The organism is Arthrobacter sp. YAF16, assembly GCF_052113385.1.
Classification (GTDB): Bacteria; Actinomycetota; Actinomycetes; order Actinomycetales; family Micrococcaceae; genus Arthrobacter.
This window is the reverse complement of the sequence record NZ_JBFRDC010000001.1, coordinates 265,545-286,120: the sequence shown is the minus strand read 5'-3', so window position 1 is coordinate 286,120 and position 20,576 is coordinate 265,545. Positions and strand designations below refer to the sequence as shown.

General features: G+C 68.3%; 18 protein-coding genes and 1 tRNA gene. 10 read left to right on the top strand and 9 right to left on the bottom strand.

What is annotated here, in order from left to right; genetic code table 11:
* Positions 1 to 9: 9 nt before the first annotated feature.
* Complete coding sequence (locus AB4Y91_RS01370; RefSeq protein ID WP_441416795.1) at positions 10 to 579, bottom strand: RidA family protein; 570 nt, start codon at positions 577 to 579, stop codon at positions 10 to 12.
* Between the two features lie 2 nt (positions 580 to 581).
* Positions 582 to 737, bottom strand: a complete 156-nt coding sequence (locus AB4Y91_RS01365; protein ID WP_175321496.1) for a DUF4177 domain-containing protein — start codon at positions 735 to 737, stop codon at positions 582 to 584.
* A 37-nt stretch (positions 738 to 774) separates the two neighbouring features.
* On the opposite strand from AB4Y91_RS01365, the gene AB4Y91_RS01360 reads away from it, so the two are divergent.
* From AB4Y91_RS01360 to AB4Y91_RS01340, 5 genes are all read left to right on the top strand, one after another.
* A complete protein-coding gene (locus AB4Y91_RS01360) occupies positions 775 to 3,126 on the top strand; it encodes a transglycosylase domain-containing protein (RefSeq protein WP_441416794.1) in 2,352 nt (783 codons plus the stop codon).
* Entirely contained in the window at positions 3,126 to 4,073 is a 948-nt protein-coding gene (locus AB4Y91_RS01355; protein WP_441416793.1) for a metallophosphoesterase, read from the top strand. The genes AB4Y91_RS01360 and AB4Y91_RS01355 overlap by 1 nt, the downstream gene beginning before the upstream one ends.
* A gap of 532 nt (positions 4,074 to 4,605) precedes the next feature.
* Positions 4,606 to 6,423 carry an ABC transporter ATP-binding protein gene (locus AB4Y91_RS01350; RefSeq protein ID WP_441416792.1) on the top strand — a complete coding sequence of 606 codons (1,818 nt, stop codon included), beginning with the start codon at positions 4,606 to 4,608 and terminating at the stop codon, positions 6,421 to 6,423.
* On the top strand, positions 6,420 to 8,252 hold the full coding sequence (locus AB4Y91_RS01345) for an ABC transporter ATP-binding protein (RefSeq protein WP_441416791.1): 1,833 nt from the start codon (positions 6,420 to 6,422) through the stop codon (positions 8,250 to 8,252). The genes AB4Y91_RS01350 and AB4Y91_RS01345 overlap by 4 nt, the downstream gene beginning before the upstream one ends.
* Positions 8,253 to 8,388: 136 nt before the next feature.
* Positions 8,389 to 8,465: transfer RNA gene (locus tag AB4Y91_RS01340), tRNA-Pro, on the top strand.
* A gap of 227 nt (positions 8,466 to 8,692) precedes the next feature.
* On the opposite strand, the gene AB4Y91_RS01335 is transcribed toward AB4Y91_RS01340, so the two are convergent.
* Positions 8,693 to 8,938 (bottom strand): hypothetical protein, encoded by a 246-nt coding sequence (locus AB4Y91_RS01335; protein ID WP_175321501.1) that lies wholly within the window; start codon positions 8,936 to 8,938, stop codon positions 8,693 to 8,695.
* A gap of 143 nt (positions 8,939 to 9,081) precedes the next feature.
* On the opposite strand from AB4Y91_RS01335, the gene AB4Y91_RS01330 reads away from it, so the two are divergent.
* Complete coding sequence (locus AB4Y91_RS01330; protein ID WP_175321502.1) at positions 9,082 to 10,347, top strand: helix-turn-helix domain-containing protein; 1,266 nt, start codon at positions 9,082 to 9,084, stop codon at positions 10,345 to 10,347.
* Between the two features lie 33 nt (positions 10,348 to 10,380).
* On the opposite strand, the gene AB4Y91_RS01325 is transcribed toward AB4Y91_RS01330, so the two are convergent.
* Together AB4Y91_RS01325 and purD are read right to left on the bottom strand one after the other, a co-directional pair.
* Positions 10,381 to 11,328, bottom strand: a complete 948-nt coding sequence (locus AB4Y91_RS01325; protein ID WP_441416790.1) for a phosphoribosylaminoimidazolesuccinocarboxamide synthase — start codon at positions 11,326 to 11,328, stop codon at positions 10,381 to 10,383.
* 2 nt (positions 11,329 to 11,330) lie between these two features.
* Positions 11,331 to 12,656, bottom strand: coding sequence for a phosphoribosylamine--glycine ligase (gene purD / locus AB4Y91_RS01320; protein WP_441416789.1), 1,326 nt, complete (start codon positions 12,654 to 12,656; stop codon positions 11,331 to 11,333).
* 576 nt (positions 12,657 to 13,232) lie between these two features.
* Here purD and AB4Y91_RS01315 point away from each other — a divergent pair.
* Genes AB4Y91_RS01315 through AB4Y91_RS01305 form a run of 3 tightly spaced genes read left to right on the top strand, consistent with a single transcriptional unit; the run spans position 13,233 to position 16,343 of the window.
* Positions 13,233 to 14,864 (top strand): molybdopterin-dependent oxidoreductase, encoded by a 1,632-nt coding sequence (locus AB4Y91_RS01315; protein WP_441416788.1) that lies wholly within the window; start codon positions 13,233 to 13,235, stop codon positions 14,862 to 14,864.
* A gap of 36 nt (positions 14,865 to 14,900) precedes the next feature.
* Positions 14,901 to 15,917 (top strand): asparaginase, encoded by a 1,017-nt coding sequence (locus tag AB4Y91_RS01310; RefSeq protein ID WP_441416787.1) that lies wholly within the window; start codon positions 14,901 to 14,903, stop codon positions 15,915 to 15,917.
* Positions 15,918 to 15,920: 3 nt separating this feature from the next.
* Positions 15,921 to 16,343 (top strand): sterol carrier family protein, encoded by a 423-nt coding sequence (locus AB4Y91_RS01305; RefSeq protein WP_441416786.1) that lies wholly within the window; start codon positions 15,921 to 15,923, stop codon positions 16,341 to 16,343.
* A gap of 49 nt (positions 16,344 to 16,392) precedes the next feature.
* On the opposite strand, the gene AB4Y91_RS01300 is transcribed toward AB4Y91_RS01305, so the two are convergent.
* Positions 16,393 to 17,154: an SDR family oxidoreductase gene (locus tag AB4Y91_RS01300; RefSeq protein WP_441416785.1), complete on the bottom strand. Its 762-nt coding sequence runs from the start codon at positions 17,152 to 17,154 to the stop codon at positions 16,393 to 16,395.
* Between the two features lie 146 nt (positions 17,155 to 17,300).
* Here AB4Y91_RS01300 and AB4Y91_RS01295 point away from each other — a divergent pair, with 146 nt between their 5' ends.
* Positions 17,301 to 18,227: a CHAD domain-containing protein gene (locus tag AB4Y91_RS01295; RefSeq protein WP_441416784.1), complete on the top strand. Its 927-nt coding sequence runs from the start codon at positions 17,301 to 17,303 to the stop codon at positions 18,225 to 18,227.
* 30 nt (positions 18,228 to 18,257) lie between these two features.
* On the opposite strand, the gene AB4Y91_RS01290 is transcribed toward AB4Y91_RS01295, so the two are convergent.
* From AB4Y91_RS01290 to AB4Y91_RS01280, 3 genes are all read right to left on the bottom strand, one after another.
* Positions 18,258 to 19,433, bottom strand: coding sequence for a zinc-dependent alcohol dehydrogenase (locus AB4Y91_RS01290; protein WP_441416783.1), 1,176 nt, complete (start codon positions 19,431 to 19,433; stop codon positions 18,258 to 18,260).
* Between the two features lie 78 nt (positions 19,434 to 19,511).
* Positions 19,512 to 20,228, bottom strand: a complete 717-nt coding sequence (locus AB4Y91_RS01285) for an HAD family hydrolase (protein WP_441416782.1) — start codon at positions 20,226 to 20,228, stop codon at positions 19,512 to 19,514.
* On the bottom strand, positions 20,215 to 20,517 hold the full coding sequence (locus tag AB4Y91_RS01280; protein ID WP_441416781.1) for a YegP family protein: 303 nt from the start codon (positions 20,515 to 20,517) through the stop codon (positions 20,215 to 20,217). The genes AB4Y91_RS01285 and AB4Y91_RS01280 overlap by 14 nt, the downstream gene beginning before the upstream one ends.
* Positions 20,518 to 20,576 lie beyond the last annotated feature (59 nt).

Here is a 20,576-nt window from a genome sequence, read left to right as displayed (position 1 = left end):
ACCGGCCCTCTAGGCGAATTCGGCGATCAGTTCGACTTCGACCGGAGAGTCGAGCGGCAGAACTGAAACGCCGACGGCGGAACGTGCGTGCTGGCCGGCGTCGCCAAGGACTTTGCCCAGGAGCTCGGAGGCGCCGTTGATGACGCCGGGCTGGCCGGTGAACGATGGATCGGAAGAGACGAAGCCGACCACCTTGACGATCCGGGTGATCCGGTCCAGGTCGCCAATGACGCTCTTCACGGCGGCCAGCGCGTTGACGGCGCAGACCTCGGCGTAGCGCTTGGCCGCTTCCGGGGACACGGTCGACTCGTCCGAGGTCCCTTCGGTCCCGGGGGAGACCTTGCCGGTGGCTTCAAGCTTGCCGTTGATGAAAGGCAGCTGGCCGGAGGTGTAGACGTGGTTGCCGGAGATGACGGCCGGAACGTAGGCGGCCACCGGGGCGGCAACCTCGGGAAGGGTCAGGCCGAGCTCGGCCAGGCGCTGTTCGACGGCGGACGACGCGCCGGTGCCGGCGTCACTTTGGACCGTGTTGGCGGGGCTCGTGGCCTGTGCCGGAGCCGCCGTTTCGGGGATGCTCATGGCTAGTTCTTCTCCCGCTTCAAGTAGGCAACCAGGCCGTTTCCATCGGGGCCCGGAACAACCTGGACGAGCTCCCAGCCGTCGTCTCCCCACTGGTCGAGGATCTGCTTTGTCGCGTGGATAATGAGCGGAATCGTGGCGTACTCCCATTTGGTCATGAAGTAAAGCCTAGTCCTTGCCGGTAAAGTGGAAAACATGGCGACTGGTAAGAACCCTTTATTCGACACGGCCACCACCCTCGGAAAGCTCATCCTTTTCCTGGGCGTGAGCGCGATTTGTGGTGTCCTGATGGCGGGCCTGCTGGTCCCTGCGGCCGCCGTCTCCGGCAACGCAGCAAGCGGTTCGATCAAGTTCTTCGAGACCCTGCCGGCCGAGCTGAAGGTTGACCCGCCGAGCCAGTCGACCAAGATCCTGGCCGCGGATGGCAGCGTCATCGCCAACCTCTATCTTGAGAACCGCACCCGCGTGTCGCTGGACCAGATGTCGCCGTACATCAAGGACGCGGTGATCGCCATCGAGGACAGCCGCTTCTACGAGCACGGTGGCGTCGACACCACCGGTATTCTCCGCGCGCTCGTCGCCACCGCGCGCGGGAACAAGCAGGGCGCCTCGACCATCACCCAGCAGTACGTGAACAACGTCATCAACTCCTCCCTGGAGTCCGAGGGCAAGGGCGACCAGGTCCTGCTGAACGGTGTCAACAAGGGCGTCGGCGACAAGCTCCGCGAGATGAAACTGGCAATCGCGCTGGAGAAGAAGTTCACCAAGGAACAGATCCTTGAGGGCTACCTGAACATCGTCTTCTTCAACCGCGACGCCTACGGCATCGAGGCGGCCTCCCGGCTGTTCTTCAGCACCTCGGCCAAGAATCTGACGCTGCCGCAGGCCGCGCTCCTGGCCGGCGTTGTGAACAGCCCGTCCTTCTACGATCCGATCACCAACCCGGACAACGCGAAGGTCCGCCGCAACCTGGTCCTCAAGGCCATGCTCTCGCAGGGCAAGATCAAGCAGGCGCAGTACGACGCCGCCGTCGCCACCCCGGTCAAGACCAAGGTGACCCAGCCGCGCCAGGGCTGCGCCTACTCGCCGACGTCGCCGTACTTCTGCGATTACGTGCTGCACCTCCTGCTCAACAACCCGGCGTACGGGGCGGACACCAAGGAACGCGAGCGGAAGATCTTCCGCGGCGGCCTGACCATCAAGACCACGCTGGAGCCCAAGGCACAGAAGGTCGCGCAGGCGCAGGTCGACGCCGCTGCCGGTGCGAACCCGAACAAGTGGGGTGCAGCCCTGGTCTCCGTGGAGCCGGGGACGGGCAAGATTACCAACATGGCCCAGAACACGTCCTGGCTGCCGGGCAAGGGCAAGTTCGACACCCAGCTGAACTTTAACGTCGACAAGTACGACGACAAGGGCAATGACCTTAATGGCCTCGGCGGCGCCCAGCCGGGCTCCACTATGAAGCCGTTCACTTTCGCCGAATGGCTGGACGAGGGCAAGTCCATGAATACCGTGGTGGACGGCTCCGTGCGCCGATACCCGTTGGACTTCCAGTGGCGGAACTCCTGCGGCGTCACCACGGGCGCCTACAGCACCCCGGAACACGACGCGCAACTGGGTGCCGCCGAGGACCTCCAGAACGCGGAGCCGGACTACTACAGGCCCATGACGGTGCTGAAGGGTCTCTACAACTCGATCAACACCATTACCTTCGCCTCGGCCGCGCAGCTCGACTTCTGCGGGATCCAAAAGATCGTGGACGCGGCAGGACTGCACTCCGGCCTGCCCACCCGTGACCAGAACCAGAAGATTGTGTTGGATGCGAACGGGAGGATCAAGGAACCGAACCCGAAGATCAACATGTCGATGCTGTCGAACCTCCTCGGCTCCACCCAGACCGCGCCGCTGACCATGGCCAGCGCCTTCGCCACCTTCGCCAACGACGGCCGCTACTGCGAGCCGATCGCCATCACCTCCGTGACGGATGCGACCGGGGCCAAGCTGCCCGCCCAGGCCACGAACTGCCGGGACGCCCTCAAGCCCGAGGTTGCGCGCGGTGTGAACTACGCGCTGCAGGAAGTCTTGAACCGGGGCTCCGGCTCGCTCATCCAGCCGCGCATTTCCACTGTGACAAACTTCCCGATCGCGGCGAAGACCGGTACCTCGAACAACAACGGCTCCACCTGGGTGGTCGGGCACACCACCGGTCTGGCGACGGCGGCCTGGTTTGGCGACCCGCTCGGCGACCAGGGACGCTCCGGGCAGAACATCACTGTCAACGGCCAGTTTTACGAAGGCATCGACGGTTACATGATCGCCGGGCCGATGTTCTCCAAGTTCATGGCCGAGATCGCCCCCTCGCACGGCGCCGAGCCGTTCCCGGAACCGCCGTCGAACCTGCTGTCCGAGCCGTACCAGCAGCCGACCAACAACGACGCGGGCCGGAACAACAACTTCATGCCGCCGGCGACGCAGAACCCGGCACCGGCGCCGTCATCCCCCGCGCCGGCCCCGTCGACGCCAAAGAAGCCCGGGAACGGAAAGTAGTGACCGCCGGAACCACCCTGGCCAGCCGCGCCCGAAGCATCGGGCGCGGCTTTGCCGTAACCGCCGCCGCCGGCGCCGCCGCGGGCGCCGCCGCTGCCGGCTACGGGTTGTGGGAGAAGAACCAGTTCGTGCTGCGGGAAGAGTCGCTCGCCATCCTGCCGGCGGGGTACGGGCCGCTCCGCGTGCTGCACCTGAGCGACATCCATTTCGTCCCCGGCCAGACCCGCAAGGCCGCGTGGCTGCGCTCCCTCGCCGGGCTGGAGCCGGACCTGGTGGTGAACACCGGCGACAACCTCAGCCACGCCAAGGCAGTCGATCCCCTGCTGGAGGCGCTGCGGCCGCTGATGGAGTTCCCGGGAGTCTTCGTCCCCGGCTCGAACGACTACTTCGCGCCGCGGCTGAAGAACCCGGCATCCTACCTGCTGGGGCCGTCCAAATCGCGCCCCGACCCCGTCGAGCTCGACTGGCCGCGGCTCCGGTCAGGCTTCGGCATGGGCGGCTGGGTGGATCTGACCAACCGCTGCCAGTCGCTCGTGATCAAGGGCCTGCGCGTGGACTTCTCCGGCGTCGACGACCCGCACCTTCGCCTCGAGCGCTACGCCGGCTGGCCGCGCGGCACCAAGGGCCAGGACGCCAAACCGCACCTGCGGATCGCCGTCGCGCATGCCCCGTACCAGCGGGTGCTGGACCACTTCACCGAGGACGCCGCGGACCTGCTGCTGGCCGGCCACACTCATGGCGGCCAGATCTGCGTCCCCGGCTACGGCGCCCTCGTGGCCAACTGCGACCTGCCCACCTGGCGTGCCAAGGGACTGCACGACTGGGAAAGCAACGGACGCACGACGCCGGTCAACGTCTCCGGCGGAATCGGCACCTCACGCTTCGCCCCGGTCCGGATCGCCTGCAAGCCCGAGGCCGTGCTGCTCACCCTCACCGCCCGGCCCTGAGCCCGTCGGCGCCTCCCCCGCGCCAGCTCCGGAGGGACATGCCCACCCCCGCGCTCTGACTCTCCGCGGGACATGCCCACCCCCGGCACTTGCTCCCCGTGGGACATGCCCTGTCTTCCCGCCCAGGGATGGACATAACGGCATCCTGCCCACTCCCGGCGTCCAGGGATGGACATGTACCCAGGGGCGGTCGCGAAGAATGAGCATGCTCAACGGAGCGTCCGCGGAACGGGCATGTCCCGAACCCGTGTGCTCGAGGAGCGGGCATGTCCAGAACTCGTACGGTCGAACCATGGGCATGTCCCGCCGAGCCGCCGAGGACTGGGCATGTCCCGCTGGCATGCCGAGCGAAGGGCATGTCCCCAGGGAAAGCCCGCACCTCCCCGTGCCATTGCGGAACATAATTACTGGGACAGATTCCGGAACGGCCCGATATCCTGTGAACCGGGTCACGCGATGGCCTAGGGTAGTTGCTACAGGAAACTACATCCAGTTGCGTAATCCATTTCGCAGTTGCAGTTAAGAAGCAGGCATGGCCAAGCAGACTCCGTTTTTCTCATCAATCAGCCGTCTCTATCCGCACGTCAGACCGATCATGCCGCGGCTGGTCATGGGCCTGCTGTCCGCCCTGCTGGCCAGCGTCGTCGCCCTGGCCATCCCCCAGGTGCTGCGCGTACTCATCAACGACTGGCTGAGGCCCGGCGGCAGCAGCCAGGCCGTCTGGATCGCCTCGACCGTGATCCTGCTGCTGGGCATCGCCGAAGCCGGGCTGGTGGCACTGCGCCGCCAATTCGTCATCAACCCGGCCACCACGGTGGAAACCCGGATGCGGGTGTCGCTCTACGACCATCTGCAGGACCTGACCGTCTCCTTCCATGACCGCTGGGGTTCCGGTCAGCTGCTCTCGCGCGCCATGACAGACCTGAACTTCCTCCGGCGCTGGATGGCGTTCGGGGCGATCATGCTCGTGGTCACCACGCTGACCGTGGTGATCGGCGTCGTCGTGATGTTCTCCATGAGCTGGCAGCTGGCCCTGATCTTCCTGGCCGCCGCCGTGCCGATCATGATCTACGGCTTCCGGTTCCGGACCCGCTTCAGCAAGGTGGCCCGCCGCAGCCAGGACCAGGCCGGAGACCTCGCCACCACGGTCGAGGAGTCCGTCCACGGCATCCGCGTGCTCAAAGCCTTCGGACGCAGCCGCGAGGCGCTCGAAAATTTCAATGAACAGGCCGAGGAACTGCGCCAGACCGAGATCGCGAAGGCCAAGCACCTGGCCGCCTTTAGCCTCGTCGTCACCTTGCTGCCAGAACTCGCCCTCGGTGCCGGGCTCGTCGTCGGCGTCATGCTCGCGGCCGACGGGCAGCTGAGCATCGGCTCGCTCGTGGCCTTTTTCGCCACCGCCGCCGTGATCGCCGCACCGGTGGAGTTCTGCGGCATGCTGCTGGCGATGGCGCTCACCGCCAAGTCCGCCGTGGACCGGCACTTTGAGGTAATGGACTCGGTCAACACCATCACCAGCCCGCCGCAGCCGCGCCGGCCTGCCGAGCTCAAGGGCGCCCTGGGCTTCCACAACGCCACCTTCGCCTTCGAGGACGCACCGGACAAGCCGATCCTCAAGGACATCAGCCTTGACATCCGCCCCGGCGAGACCATGGCCCTGGTGGGCATCACCGGCAGCGGCAAGAGTGCCCTGCTGCAGCTGGTGCCGCGCCTGTTCGAGGTCACGGCGGGCTCCGTCACGATCGACGGCGTGGACCTGCGCGACTTCAGCGTGGAGGAGCTGCGCACCGTCGTCGCCGTCGCCTTCGAGGACACCACCCTGTTTTCCAACTCCGTCCGGGACAACGTGCTCCTCGGCGTGCAGGGGCACGAGACGGAGGAGCGCCGGGAGCAGATCCTGGCCGAGGCGCTGGACACCGCCCAGGCCCACTTCGCCTACTCCCTGCCGGAGGGACTGGACACCCTGATCGGCGAGGAGGGCCTCAGCCTCTCCGGCGGCCAGCGGCAGCGCATCGCCCTGGCACGGGCCGTCGCGGCCCAGCCGAAGGTGCTGGTCCTGGACGATCCGCTCTCCGCGCTGGACGTGAACACCGAGGAACTCGTCGAGGCAAGGCTCCGTGAGGTGCTCGCTGACACCACCACCCTGATCGTGGCCCACCGTCCCTCCACCGTGGCCCTGGCCGACCGCGTGGCCCTGCTGCAGGACGGCCGGATCTCCGCCGTCGGCACCCACACCGAACTGCTCGCGGAGAACAGCCACTACCGCTACGTGATCGCCAGCCTGGACCCGGAACCTAGGGACCTGGACTCCGAATTGTCCGCCCTCGAGGCCGAGGAGGTGTCGCGATGAGCACGGCCACCTTCGGCACCACCAACGAGGACAACGCCCACCTTTCCAAATCCGAGAGCAAGACCGTCCGGCGCCGCTCCCTGGCCCTCCTCGGTTCGCTGATCCGTCCCGTCCGCCTGCGTTTCTGGCTGACCATCGCCGCCGTCGTGCTGTCCCAGGCCGCCCGCGTCGCCGGGCCGGCCCTGATTGCCTTCGGCATTGACCACGCCCTGCCTGCCCTGCGCGCCGGGGACAACCTCCCGCTGGTGCTGGCCGGCGTCGCGTACCTCGCCGCGGCCGTCGCGACCGCCGGGCTCACCGCCCTGTACGTGACCTCGACGGCGCGCCTGAGCCAGGCGATGCTGCTGGACCTGCGCGTGCGGGTCTTCCGGCAGACCCAGCGGCTGAGCCTGGAATTCCACGAGAAGTACACCTCGGGACGCATCATCGCCCGGCAGACCTCGGATCTTGAGGCCCTGCGCGAACTCCTCGACTCGGGGGTCAGCTCGCTCGCCTCCGGGATGCTGTTCATGATCTTCACCGCCGTCACGGTGTTTGCCCTGGACTGGCGCAGCGGGCTGCTGGTGCTCGCGGCCGGCGTGCCGATGTACTTCCTGGCCCGCTGGTACCAGAAGCACTCGCAGATAGCGTTCCGCGAATCCCGCGTCGTCTCGGCCCGGCTGATTGTGCACTTCGTCGAGACCATGACCGGTATCCGTGCGGTCAAGGCCTTCCGCAAGGAGCGCCAGAACGCCGAGCGCTACGCCGAACTCTCCGAGGAGTACCGCAAGGTCACCGTCCGCTCCATCAACCTCAACGGCGTCTTCCAGCCCGGCCTGGTGCTGATCGGGAACGTCTGCGTCGCGGTCGTGCTGCTTTCCGGCGGCTTCCGCGTCCTCAGCGGCGAGCTCGCCGTCGGCGTGCTGCTGGCCCTGATCCTGTCCACCAAGCGGTTCTTCCAGCCGGTGGACCAGATGGCGATGTTCTACAACTCCTTCCAGAGCGCCCAGGCGGCGCTGGAAAAGGTCTCCGGGCTGCTGGAGGAAATACCCACCGTCCGGCCGCCGAAAAACCCCGTGGCCCTGCCCGAGGCGAAGGGCAGCATCGATTTCGAGAACGTCGAGTTCCGCTACGGCGACGGCCCGGTCATCATCCCGGCCATGGACCTGCATATTCCCGCGGGCCAGACGGTCGCGCTGGTGGGCCAGACCGGGGCCGGTAAGTCGACGCTGGCCAAGCTGATCGCCCGCTTCTACGACGTCTCCTCCGGCTCGCTCACGCTCGACGGCGTGGACCTGCGGCAGCTGACGACGGCGGACCTGCGCCGGAACGTCGTCATGGTCACCCAGGAGGCCTTCCTGTTCAGCGGATCGGTGGCGGACAACATCGCCCTGGGCCGGCCCGAGGCCTCCCGGCAGGAGATCGAGGACGCCGCAAAGGCCGTCGGCGCCCACGAGTTCATCTCGGCTCTCCCGGAGGGCTACGACACCGACGTCAACAAGCGCGGCGGCCGGGTCTCGGCCGGGCAGCGCCAGCTGATCAGCTTTGCCCGGGCCTTCCTGGCCCGGCCCGCCGTCCTGATCCTCGACGAGGCGACGTCCTCGCTGGACATCCCGTCCGAGCGGATGGTCCAGGCCGGGCTGGCGAGCCTGCTGCAGGGCGTCAGCTCCGGCGAGGCGGGCCGCACGGCGTTGATCATCGCGCATCGGCTCTCCACCGTGGAGACCGCGGACCGGGTGCTCGTGGTCCATGACGGCCGGGTGGTGGAGGACGGCACACCGGCGGAGCTGATCGGCGGCGGCGGGCGCTTCGCCAAGCTGCACGGCGCTTGGAAGGACTCGCTCGTCTGATTCCTCCGCTCCGGCGGCGCTTCGACGAAGCTCCGGCGGCGCTTCGACGAAGCTCGGCCGGCGCTTCGACGGCGCCGATTTCGCATCCGGGGCCGGAATCGGATACTCTTGTGAAGTTGCTTTTGAAGTAACGGATCGGGATGTGGCGCAGCTTGGTAGCGCGCGTCGTTCGGGACGACGAGGTCGCAGGTTCAAATCCTGTCATCCCGACCAATCTAAAGAGGGTCTTCCAATCGGAAGGCCCTCTTTTGTGTGCCCTGCGATATTTGCGCCCTTCCGACGGCGCCCGCACCGTCCGCCGCCGTCGTACCCCATCGACTGCTCCGCAACCGCCGTTTAGACCCGTCATAAAGGTCCGCTTCGGAGCAATCGACGGAGGGACCGGGGCAAAGAACAGCCCCGGGACACCTTGGGTGTCCCGGGGCTGCCTGGAGCGTTGGTTACATCGGGTCCGGCCAGTTGCCGATGTTGGTGGAGTTGGACATCGGGTCCGGCCAGTTGCCGATGGCCGAGAGGGTGCCATTGCTCGAGCTCATGGGATCGGGCCAGTTGCCGATCGCCAGGGTGCTGTTGCTCATGGGGTCCGGCCAGTTACCGATGGCACTTACTGACAGCACTGCGGGAGCCGCTGCGGAGAACGCCAGAGCCCCAGCCAAGGCGACAGAGGCAGCAATCTTCTTAAACATGTGGGTTCCTCAATACGAGTCGGAAATACGATTCGGAAAGTTACAAAGCCAGCACCAGCCCTTGTTGACATACATTGTAAAATTACTTGCACAGAGACTGTCAAGCATTTAGTACATCGACTGTCCGGAATTAGGAGGATCCCGTGGGGAACGGATTCGGGGAAAAACTCCGAGCGGAACGGCTGGAACGCGGCCTCACCCAGGCCGAACTGGGTAAGGACCTGTTTTCACCCAGCTACATCTCGCTACTGGAGACCGGCCGCCGTGAACCGACCGCGGATGTCATCGAAGAGCTCGCCCGCCGGCTGGAGCTCGCCCCCAAGGCGCTGGAGGCCTGGAGCCAGCCCGTGTCCGTCAGCGACGCCGAATACGTGCTCGCCGGGCTGTACGCGCGGCAGGCCTGGGATCTGCGCGACTATCCGCTCGCTGCCAGCCACGCCGCCACGGCCGCCCAGATCGCGCTGGAGGGGAAGAACACCAGCGCCTGGTGGAACATGACCTACATGCAGGCCGAATGCCTGATGAAGCAGGGCCAGCTCAAGGAATGCCAGAACCTGGTACAGCGGCTGCTGGACCACCCGATGGCTGCCGAATCGGCCGGCCTCGGGGTGCGCGCCCGGCAGATGCTTGCCGCCGTGTGCCACGGCCAGGGCCAGCTGGCGGTCGCCGTCGAGCACGCCCAGGAAGCGGTGCGGCTCTGCGCCCAGCTGCCCAAGGGCTCCACCCTGATCATCGGCGCGCTGCGCGCCCTGATCGGCGCCCTCGCAGAAAGCGGCCGGCTCGACGAGGCCTGGCAGTACTGCCAGGACATGAACGACCAGATGGATGACCAGTCCATCTCCCAGCTGGCCGGAGAGGTCGCCTGGGTGATCGGGAACGTGGCGTTCATGCGGCATGACTACGCCGAAGGCATCAAGTACCACGAGAAGGCGGCCAAGCTGCTCTCCCCGGCGAACGACATCGACCTCTGGGCCCGGTTTAACAAGGCTTCCGCCGCGGTCCGCCTGTCCTCCGGGATCGTCGAACCGGAAACCCTGTCATCGATCGAGCGCGCCGAGCTGGCCCTTTCCATCGTGGGCGGCAACAAGACCGACCGGCTCGAGGTGGCCTTCATCCGGGCACGCTGGCTGTACCTCACCGGGGACATCGTCGGCGCGGTACAGAAGCTGCGGGAAATCCACGCCGAACGGGATTCGCTGGCCAAACACGTCGCCGGCGAGGTGGCCCTGCTGCTCGGCAAGGCGCTCAAGGCCGCCGGCGAGTCCGAGGAAGCCCTCGTCTATCTCGAGGAAGCGCAAAAGGAGTTCAGCGCGGCCGGGGCCTCGGACCGGGTCCAGCAGGCCATGGACGCCGTGCTGGAAATCCGGCTGGCCCAGCGCCGCGCCGAAGCCGCCGCCGCCGGAAGCTAGGCGGACGGCTGGGCGCCAGGCGAAGGCGGACGGCTAGGCGAAGGCCCGGCCCGTCAGCAACTCGTACGCTTCCACGTAGCGGCTGCGGGTGCGGGCGACGACGTCGGCCGGCAGCGCCGGCGGCGGCGTGTCGGAGGACCTGTCCCAGCCCGATTCGGCCGACGTCAGCCAGTCCCGCACGTATTGCTTGTCATATGACGGCTGTGCCTTGCCCGGCTCATAGGTGGCGGCATCCCAGAACCGCGAGGAGTCGGGGGTCAGGACCTCGTCGCCGAGCGTGATGACGCCGGTCGCGGCGTCGATGCCGAATTCGACCTTGGTGTCGGCCAGGATGATGCCGCGGCCGCGGGCGATCTCCTCGGCCTTGGTGTAGATCTCCAGGGTCAGCTCGCGGAGCCGGCCAGCGATGTCCGGGCCCACCAGCGCGACCACGGCGTCGTAGGTGATGTTCTCGTCGTGCTCGCCCACCTCGGCCTTCGCGGAGGGGGTGAAGATGGCCTCGGCAAGCCGGGACCCGTCTACCAGGCCGGCCGGCAGCGGAATGCTGCACACTGTCCCGGACTGCCGGTATTCGGCCAGCCCGGAGCCGGTCAGGTAGCCGCGGGCGATGCATTCCACCGGGAACATGTCCAGCTTCTTGCAGATCATCGCGCGGCCCTCGACCGCCGCGGGAACGCCGCGGTCGACCGTGGACGCGAGCACGTGGTGCTCCACGCCCAGCTGCTCGAACCACCACAGGCTCAGCTGGGTGAGGATGCGCCCCTTGTCCGGGATCTCGCTCGCGAGGACATGGTCGTAGGCGCTGATGCGGTCGCTCGCGACAACCAGGACGCACTCGTGGCCGACGCGTTCGGTGATGGACGCGTCCGCCGGGACGTAGAGGTCGCGGACCTTGCCGGAGTAGACGTGCTTCCAGCCGGGCAGGTCCAGCGTCTCGGTGTGCAGGCCGCCGGTGGGCATCGCGGATTCAGTTGCGTTCATGCTCAGGCCTTCGCTTTCGCCGCGGCGGCCGCGGCAGCCGAGGCTGTGCCGGGCGCCGTCACCTTGATTTCGCCGCGGGCGGCCTTGCCGCCGATGTCGGTACGGAACTGGCCGCCGTCGAGCTGGACGAGTTCGACGCCGTCGTACGCCCGTTCGCGGGCCTCCACGAGGTCCGTCCCGAGCGCCACCACGGCGAGGACGCGGCCGCCCGCGGAGACGACCTTGCCCTCGTCGTCGAGCTTGGTGCCGGCATGGATCACGTGCACGCCCTCAATGGCTTCGACCTTCTTCAGGCCGCGGATCCGGTCCCCGGTCCGGGGCGTGCCGGGATAGTTTTCGGCGGCGACGACGACGGCGACCGCTGACTCCTTGGACCAGCGCAGCGGCTGGACCTTGTCCAGTTCGCCCTTGGCGGCGGCCATCAGCAGGCCGCCGAGCGGCGTCTTGAGCCGGGCCAGGACGGCCTGGGTTTCCGGGTCGCCGAACCGGACGTTGAACTCGATGACGCGGGTGCCGCGGGAGGTCAGGGCGAGGCCGACGAAGAGCACGCCGACGAACGGGGTGCCGCGGTGGGCCATCTGGTTGACGGTGGGCTGCGCGACCCGGTCGATGACCTCCTGGACGAGGCCTTCGGGGGCCCAATCGAGCGGGGTGTAGGCGCCCATGCCGCCCGTGTTGGGGCCTTCGTCGTTGTCGAAGATGCGCTTGAAATCCTGTGCCGGGGAGAGCGCCACGGTGGTGCTGCCGTCGCAGAGGACAAACACGGAGACCTCGGGGCCGTCAAGGAATTCCTCGATCACCACGGTGCCGCCGGCGTCGAAGCAGCTCTGCGCGTGCGCCAGCGCCTCGTCCCGGTTGCGGGTGACGACGACGCCCTTGCCGGCGGCGAGCCCGTCATCCTTCACTACGTAGGGGGCGCCGAATGTGTCGAGCGCGTCGGCGGCTTCCTCGGCGTTGGAGGCCACCCGGGCCATCGCGGTGGGCACGCCGGCCTCGGCCATGACTTCCTTGGCGAACGCCTTGGAGGCCTCAAGCTGGGCGGCGGCCTTGCTGGGGCCGAACACCGGGATCCCGGCGTCGCGGACGGCATCGGAGACACCCGCGGCCAGCGGGGCTTCCGGGCCGACCACCACGAGGTCGACGGCGAGCTTGGTGGCCAGCGCGGCGACGGCGTCGGGGTTGTTCGCGTCGATGGCGTGTGTGGGGACCAGCTTGCTGATACCGGCGTTGCCCGGGGCCGCGTGGACCTCGGAAACATTGGGGTCGGCGAGCAAGGATCGGACAATGGCGTGTTCGCGGCCGCCGGGGCCGATGACAAGTACCTTCACAGTTCCCAAGGGTACTTTGTGGACCCTGCAGGCGCCTAAGCTGTGACTGCCACCGGACATGCCCACTCCTCACGCCGGATTTGCGCACAGGCCCCGGTTGCAGCGGACATGCCCACTCCACGGGCCCCGGTTCCAGCGGACATGCCCACTCCACGCCGGAACCACTGGACATAACGCGCATATGCCCACTCCTCACGCCCACGGATGGGCATGTGCGTCGCCGGGGAAGCCGCCCAGTCCACACGACGTGCCATTCCGGACCAGAGCTCCACGGGACATGCCCACTCCACGCCGGAACCACTGGACATAATGCGCATATGCCCATCCCACACGCCCAAGGATGGGCATGCCCGTCCCTGGGCGCCGCCCAGTCCACACGACGTGCCATTCCGGACCAGAGCTCCACAGGACATGCCCACTCCACGCCGCAGCCACTGGACATAATGCGCATATGCCCATCCCTCACGCCCAAGGATGGGCATGTGCGTCGCCGGGGAAGCCGTCCAGTCCACCAGGCATGCCCATCCCACGCCCCGGCCGGACAATCCGCGGGCTCCGCCGCTCCGAACATCCTGTATGAAGACGCCCAGCACCCCGCAGCCCGGCACTACCCCGCAGCCCGGGAACCAGAGAAGGAAGCGGCCCGCGCTCCTCTCCGGCCCCACCGCCCTGGCCGCGCTGGCCGGGGTAGTCTCGGCCGGCGTCGTGCTGGCCGTCGCGGAGCTGATCGGCGCCTTCTTCACGGCCCGCGCGACGCCGCTGATCGCCCTGGGCTCGACCTTCATCGATTTCACCCCGCCGTGGATGAAGGACTTCGCCATCGCAACCTTCGGCACGAATGACAAGGCCGCCCTGTTCGTGGGGATGGGCCTGACCATCCTGCTGCTGGCCTGCGTGCTGGGCATCGTCGCCTTCCGCAAGTGGGCTCTGGGCGTGGCCGGCGTGTTGCTGCTGGGCGCGGTGATCGTGGCCAGTGTGGTGACCCGGGCCAGTGTGAAACCGCTGGACGCCATCCCTTCGCTGATCGGCACCGTGGCCGGCCTGGTTGTGCTCCGGTTCCTGATCAGCAAGCTGTGGCGGACCCGGGAATGGCCGGAGGTGGCGTCGGACCTCGGCGCCAAGGAGCCGGACCGTCCCGCCACCAGCCGCCGCGCCTTCTTCACCGCCAGCGGAATCACCGCCGTCGCTGCCGCCGCAGCTGCAACGGGCGGACGGCTCCTGAGCGCCGCCCGCAGCAACGTGGCCCAGGCCCGCGAAGCCCTGCAGCTGCCCGCCCCCGCCAAGGCCGCCGCCGCCGTGCCCGCCGGCGTCCAGTCCAAGGCCCCCGGCGTCACCCCGTGGCTCACGCCGAACAAGGATTTCTACCGGATCGACACCGCGCTCAGCGTGCCGGAAATCGACGCCCAGTCCTGGGAACTGCGGATCCACGGCATGGTGGAACAGGAAGTGCGGCTCAGCTTTCAGGACCTGCTGGATGCGCAGTTGATCGAATCCCACGTCTCGCTGACCTGCGTCTCCAACCCCGTCGGCGGGAACCTGGCAGGCAACGCCAAATGGCTGGGCATGCCCATTCGTGACGTGCTGAAGATGGCCCGGCCCAAGGACGGCGCGGACATGGTGCTCTCCACGTCCGTCGACGGGTTCAGCGCCTCCACTCCGCTGGAGGTCCTGCAGGACGACCGCGACGCGATGCTGGCGATCGGCATGAACGGCGAGCCCCTTCCGCTGGAGCACGGCTACCCGGTCCGCATGGTGGTCCCCGGGCTGTACGGCTTCGTCTCGGCCACCAAATGGGTGGTTGACCTGGAAGTGACCCGCTTCGCGGACAACAAGGCCTACTGGACGCAGCGCGGCTGGTCCGAGCGCGGCCCGATCAAGACCATGGCCCGGGTGGAGGTCCCCAAGTCCTTCGCCAAGGTCGCCGCCGGAAAGGTCGCAATCGGCGGCACCGCCTGGGCGCAGACCCGCGGCATCACCAAGGTGGAGGTCCAGATCGACAACGGCCCGTGGACGGCGGCCGTGCTCTCGGCCGAGGCCTCCGTGGTGACCTGGCGGCAGTGGTCCTTCGACTGGGAGGCAACCCCGGGACCGCACTACATCAAGGTCCGCGCCACCGACGGCACCGGCGAGGTCCAGACGGACAAGCGCGCCGATCCCGTGCCCGACGGCGCTTCCGGCTGGCAGTCTGTCATGGTCACCGTGGAGTAACCGGGCTGGGCCCGCAACGCACCATAGACTTGCAGCATGCCCTTGAACCCGCATGCCACCTTCACTGTTGAGTCCGCCGTCGAACTGGCAGTTGTTGAACGCAGCGGTTTCATCGAGTCCCGCCACATCGGCTCCGCCGTCGTGATGGCCGCGGACGGCAACGTGGTCACCGAACTCGGCGACATAACGACGCCGATCTACGCGCGCTCCACGCTCAAACCCCTGCAGGCGCTCGCCTCGATGCAGTCCGGCGTTCCGCTGCGCGGCGCCCAGGTGGCGATCGCCTGCGGCAGCCACGTCGGCTCGCTCGACCACATGGACGTGGTGGAGGGCATGCTGAAGGCTGCCGGCGTCAAGGAGGACCAACTCCAGTGCCCCGCCGCCTGGCCCGAGGACGAGACGGCCCGAACCTGGCTGGTTCAGACGGAGCGCGGAAAATCCCGGCTGGCTTTCAACTGTTCCGGTAAGCATGCGGCGTTCCTGTGGGCCTGCACGGAGAACGGATGGGACACGCACAGCTACCTGGAACCCAACCACCCCCTGCAGCAGCGCATCCGTTCCGTGATCGAGGAGTACTGCGGCGAGCGGATCGCCCACCTCGGCATCGACGGCTGCGGCGCCCCGGTGGCCGCGGTGTCGCTCACCGGCCTGGCCCGTGCCTTCTCGCGGCTGGCCAAGGCTCCGGGGGACAACAACTCCAACGCCCGCGCCGCCACGATCGCGACGTCCATGCTGGACTACCCGTGGGCCGTGCAGGGCCGGGGCCAGGCCAACACGATCGTGATGGACGAGCTCGGAATCATCGCCAAGATCGGCGCCGAGGGCGTGCTGGTCATGGCCACCCCGCAGGGCGTCTCGGTGGCGATCAAGGTCCTGGACGGCAACGTCCGCGCCACGACGCTCGTGGGCCTGACCCTGCTCGCCGCCGCGGGCGCCGTCGAGATCCCGGAGGTTTCTTCCGTGCTGGAAAAGGTGGTTGACCCGGTGCTGGGCGGCGGCCGGCCGGTCGGCAAGATCCGGCTCGGCCACGCCGTCTCGGCGCTGCTGGACTAGGCCGTGGCTGTGTCACGGCGCCGGATCCCGGTGGATGAGGGCCGCGCCGCGCTGGCCGCCTGGCGGGACGCCGCCGCGCCCGAGCCCTCCGACGCTGCCGCGCCCGAGCCCTCCGGCGCCGCTGCGCCTGAGGTCCCGGCAGTACCCCGCAATACGCTCGCGACGGCGGTGCGCTACTCCCTCGAGGAAGTCACCGCCCGGGCCCCCGGCAACTCGGTGGAGGTCCGCGTGCCGCCCTTCGGCGTCACCCAGTGCGTCGAGGGCCCGCGCCACACCCGCGGCACTCCCCCTAACGTCATTGAATGCGACGCCGCCACCTGGCTTGCCATGGTCACCGGCCGACTCAGCTGGGCCGACGCCGTCGAATCCGGCCGGGTGGCCGCCTCGGGCCTGCGGGCCGACCTGTCCGGGCTGCTGCCGCTCTAGGCAAGCCGGGTAGGCCAGGCGCCAGCGGCACGAGGCCCGCCCTAACGAGTCAGCCGCGGCCGATGAACGGCATCCCGGCGGCCGTGATGACGAGGGATCCCACACTGGCGGAGGCAGGCATGCCGGCCATCAGCAGCACGGCGCGGGCCGCGTCCTCGACGGGGAACGTCGGCTCCGGCCGGCGGCTGCCGTCGGCCTGGAGCGCGCCGTCGCCTACGCCAATCTCGTCCATTAGCTCCGTCGCGGCGTTGCCGATGTCGATCTGCCCGCAGCTGATGCCGAAGCCGCGGCCGTCGAGGTCAATGCTCTTGGTCAGCCCGGTAATGGCGTGCTTGGTGACCGTGTAGGCCACGGTGCGGGGGCGGGGTGAGTGCGCCGCGATGGAGCCGTTGTTGATGATCCGGCCGCCCTGCGGCGATTGCGCCTTCATGGCCCGGACCGCGGCGGCGGCGCACAGCATGGAGCCGGTCAGGTTCACGGCCACCGTGGCCTCCCAGTCCTCGACGCTGATCTCGTCCACCGAGGCCGCGGGGCCGAACACGCCGGCGTTGTTGAACAGCACGTCCACCCTGCCCCACTGCTCAAGCGCTACGGCGAAGAGCCGTTCGACGTCGCCGGGCCGGGAGATGTCGCAGGGAAACGCGAGCGCCTGCGCGTGCCCGGCCGCGGTCTCCAGCAGCGGTTTCTCCCGCCGGCCGGCCAGCACCACGCGGTAGCCGTCGGCCAGCATGAGCCGAGCCACCGCCCGCCCGATCCCGGAACCCGCTCCGGTGACGACGGCGACCCGGCCGAGGTGGCGCTGGTGTGTCATGCGGGGCTCCTAGGGTGGCGTGGTCGATTCCGGTCCCGGACAGCCTATGCCGAGATGGCACGTCGCGGCAGTGCCCGGGACAAACATTGCCGCGATCTGCCATCTCTCGGCCCTGCAGGGGCTTGCGCCAAGACGTAGAGTGAAGCGTGGCAACCACCGCGGGCGAGGCCTTGCTGGCCTATCTTGGACAGCAGCTCGCTGAACTGCGCCAGCATGCGCCCGGAGTCCGGTCGAAGCAACCCGAAGCCGTCCATCAGATGCGTGTTGCGGCGCGCCGCCTCCGCTCGCTGCTGGCTTCGGGCCGGCCGTTGTTCGACGACGACGCAGTGGAACTGCTCCGCGCCGAACTGCGGTGGCTCTCGGGACTGCTGGGGGCGGCCCGAGACCCTGGCGTGGTCCACGAAAGGCTGGCCACGCTGCTCGCCCAGGAGCCCGAGGCGCTGCGCTCGCTGTCCGGGCCGCAGGGCCCGGCCGCCATCCGGATCGACGAGGAGCTCGACGCACTTGAGGCCGCCGGATTCGAAGCGGTCCTCGAGGCGCTCGGGAACGAGCGCTACCCCCGTCTGCTGGCGGCCCTGGACCAATTCCTGGCCGACGCGCCCCTGTCGCCGAAGGCCGCCGGCGCTCCCGGGACGAGGTTCGGCAAGCTGGTAGCCAAGGACCGGCGTCGTTTGAAGCGCGCGGTGAAGGCCCTTCCACCCACGGCCGACGACGGCGGCGCAGCCCGGAATGCGGGCCTGCATGAGGTCCGCAAAGCGGCAAAACGGCTGCGGTACTCCGCGGAGCTGGCCTTGTCACTGCCGAAGGAGGCCCCCGATGGATTGTCGCCGGACAGGAAGAAGCGCCGCGGCGCGAAGCGGTTGGCCAAGTCGGCCCGGCGGATCCAGCAGCTCCTGGGCCTGCACCAGGACAGCGTCGTGGCCCGCGAACGGCTGGCCGAGCTGGGCGGTCGCGCGCTGCGCAGCGGTGAGAACGGCTTCAGCTACGGCAGGCTGCACGCCAAGGAAGAGCACCTGGCGGCCGCCTCAGAGCGGGCCTTCCTGAAGCTCTGGAGAAAGTTTCCCGCCGGCTGAGGCGGCCGCGGGGCTCACCGCCAGGTCCGGTCAGGGCTTCAGCACCACCTTGATGCAGCCGTCCTGCTTCTTCTGGAACTTCTCGTACATCGCGGGGGCCTCATCCAGGCTGGCCTGGTGGGTCACGAGGTCCATGACACCCAGCGGGTCCGCGTCCGACTCCACCAGCGGCAGCAGGTCCTCGGTCCAGCGCCGGACGTTGCACTGGCCCATTCGCAGCTGGACCTGCTTGTCGAACATGTGCATCAGCGGCATCGGGGAGGCCGTTCCGCCGTACACGCCGCTGAGGGAGACGGTGCCGCCGCGCCGGACTGCGTCCAGCGCTGTGTGGAGCGCGGAGAGCCGGTCCACCCCGACGGTCTCGAAGGCCTTCTGGGCCAGCTTGTCCGGCAGCAGCCCGGCCGCGTGCTGGGCGAACGAGGCCACGGGCGAGTCATGGGCTTCCATCCCGACGGCGTCCACCACCGAATCGGCACCCCGGCCCTGCGTCATGGAGCGCAGTTCGTCGGCGACGCCCTTGGAGTAATCCAGGGTCTCGATGCCGTGCCGTTCCGCCATCGCCCGGCGCTCGGGCACCGGGTCGACGCCGATGACGCGCAGGCCGAAGTGCTTGCCGATCCGGGACGCGAACTGTCCCACCGGCCCCAGGCCCATCACCGCGAGGGTGCCTCCCTCGGGCACGTCGGCGTACTTCACGCCCTGCCAGGCGGTCGGCAGGATGTCCGAGAGGAAGAGGTAGCGTTCGTCCGGGAGTTCCGACCCCACCTTGATGGGTCCGTAGTCAGCGTGCGGCACCCGCAGGTACTCCGCCTGCCCGCCGGGCACGGAGCCGTACAGCTCGGAGAAGCCGAAGAGCGAGGCTCCGGAGCCCTTTTCCTTGACCTGCGTCGTCTCGCACTGGGACTGCAGGCCCTGGCTGCACATAAAGCAGTGGCCGCAGGAGATGTTGAACGGGATGACCACGCGGTCGCCCTTGGCCAGGTTGGTGACGGCGCTGCCCACTTCCACGACGACGCCCATCGGCTCGTGGCCGATGATGTCGCCCTTGTGCATGTAGGGGCTGAGGACTTCATAGAGGTGCAGGTCGGAGCCGCAGATCGCCGTCGACGTGATGCGCACGATCGCGTCGGTGGGTTCCTGGATCACCGGGTCGGGAACTTCTTCAACGCTCACAGAACGTTTGCCCTGCCAAGTAAGTGCCTTCATGTGCTTGCCTTTCGGTCGCGGTCTGGAGGGGAAAATTTGGAAGGAAGAGTCGGAGCGCAGCCCGGCAGGGCCGGTGGTTCAGCTGCCGCGGACGCGCGCGGCCAGCTTGCCGATGGCACTGCCGGCGAGGTTGTCCAGCAGCGCGCGCGGGCTTTCATAGACCTCCACGGCGCCGGCTTCGCGGAGTTCGGCTTCGCTGGTGCCCCCGCAGGTGAGCCCGATCGCCGGGATGTCCAGCTTCCCGGCAGCGTAAATATCCCAGACGGCGTCCCCCACGTATACGGCGTTGCCGGCGGGGACGCCGACGGCCTTGAGCGCCGCGACGAGGATGTCCGGCGCGGGCTTGCTTTCCTTCGCGTCAGCCGAGCTGGTGGCGGCGTGGATGTAGGCGTCGGCGTCGATGGTGGTGCGGAGAATCTCCAGGTCGCGGTCCCTTGCCGAGGACGCGAGGGCGACGGCGAGGCCGGCGTCGAAGCATTGCGCCAGCAGGTCCCGGGCGCCGTCGAGCCGCCGGAGCGAGGGCCAGAAGGTGGAGAACACCGCGGCGTGGGAGGTCATGATGTCGGCGTCGCCGAACGTGTCGCGGTCTTCCGGCAGCAGGCGGTCAAGGATCCTGTCCCCGCCCATTCCCACCGAGCGGTGGATGCTGGCCATCGGCACGTCGTAGCCGGCCTGCCGGAAGGCCTGCCACCACGCGAGCGTGTGGATGTAGGAGGAGTCGACCAAGGTTCCGTCGACGTCGAAGAGGACTGCGGCCTGGTGCTGCCCGGCCGACGACGGGTCAGTGGTGGGCACGGGTGCGCTTCGTGGCCGCCAGGGTGCCGCCGGAGAGCGAGGAGCCGCGTCCAGTGCCGCCGCCGGTCCGCCGCTTCGCCAGCGAGGCCATCACTGCGGACTGGCCGTCGCCGCTGCGGTCACGGATCAGGCCGGTTCCGGCGATCTCCCGCGCCTGGGCAATCCCCGCCACGGCCGCGCGTTTGGTGGGGAACGTGACCGAGACGGCCATCAGGCCGCCGGCAGCGTCCATCATCCGAATCCGGTAGCCGCCGTCGGGCGCATCCACGAGCTCGAAATATCCAGCCATTGCATACTCCTTCAATCCTGCACCCCGTGCGGGGATATTAGTAAGTATACTTATCTAAG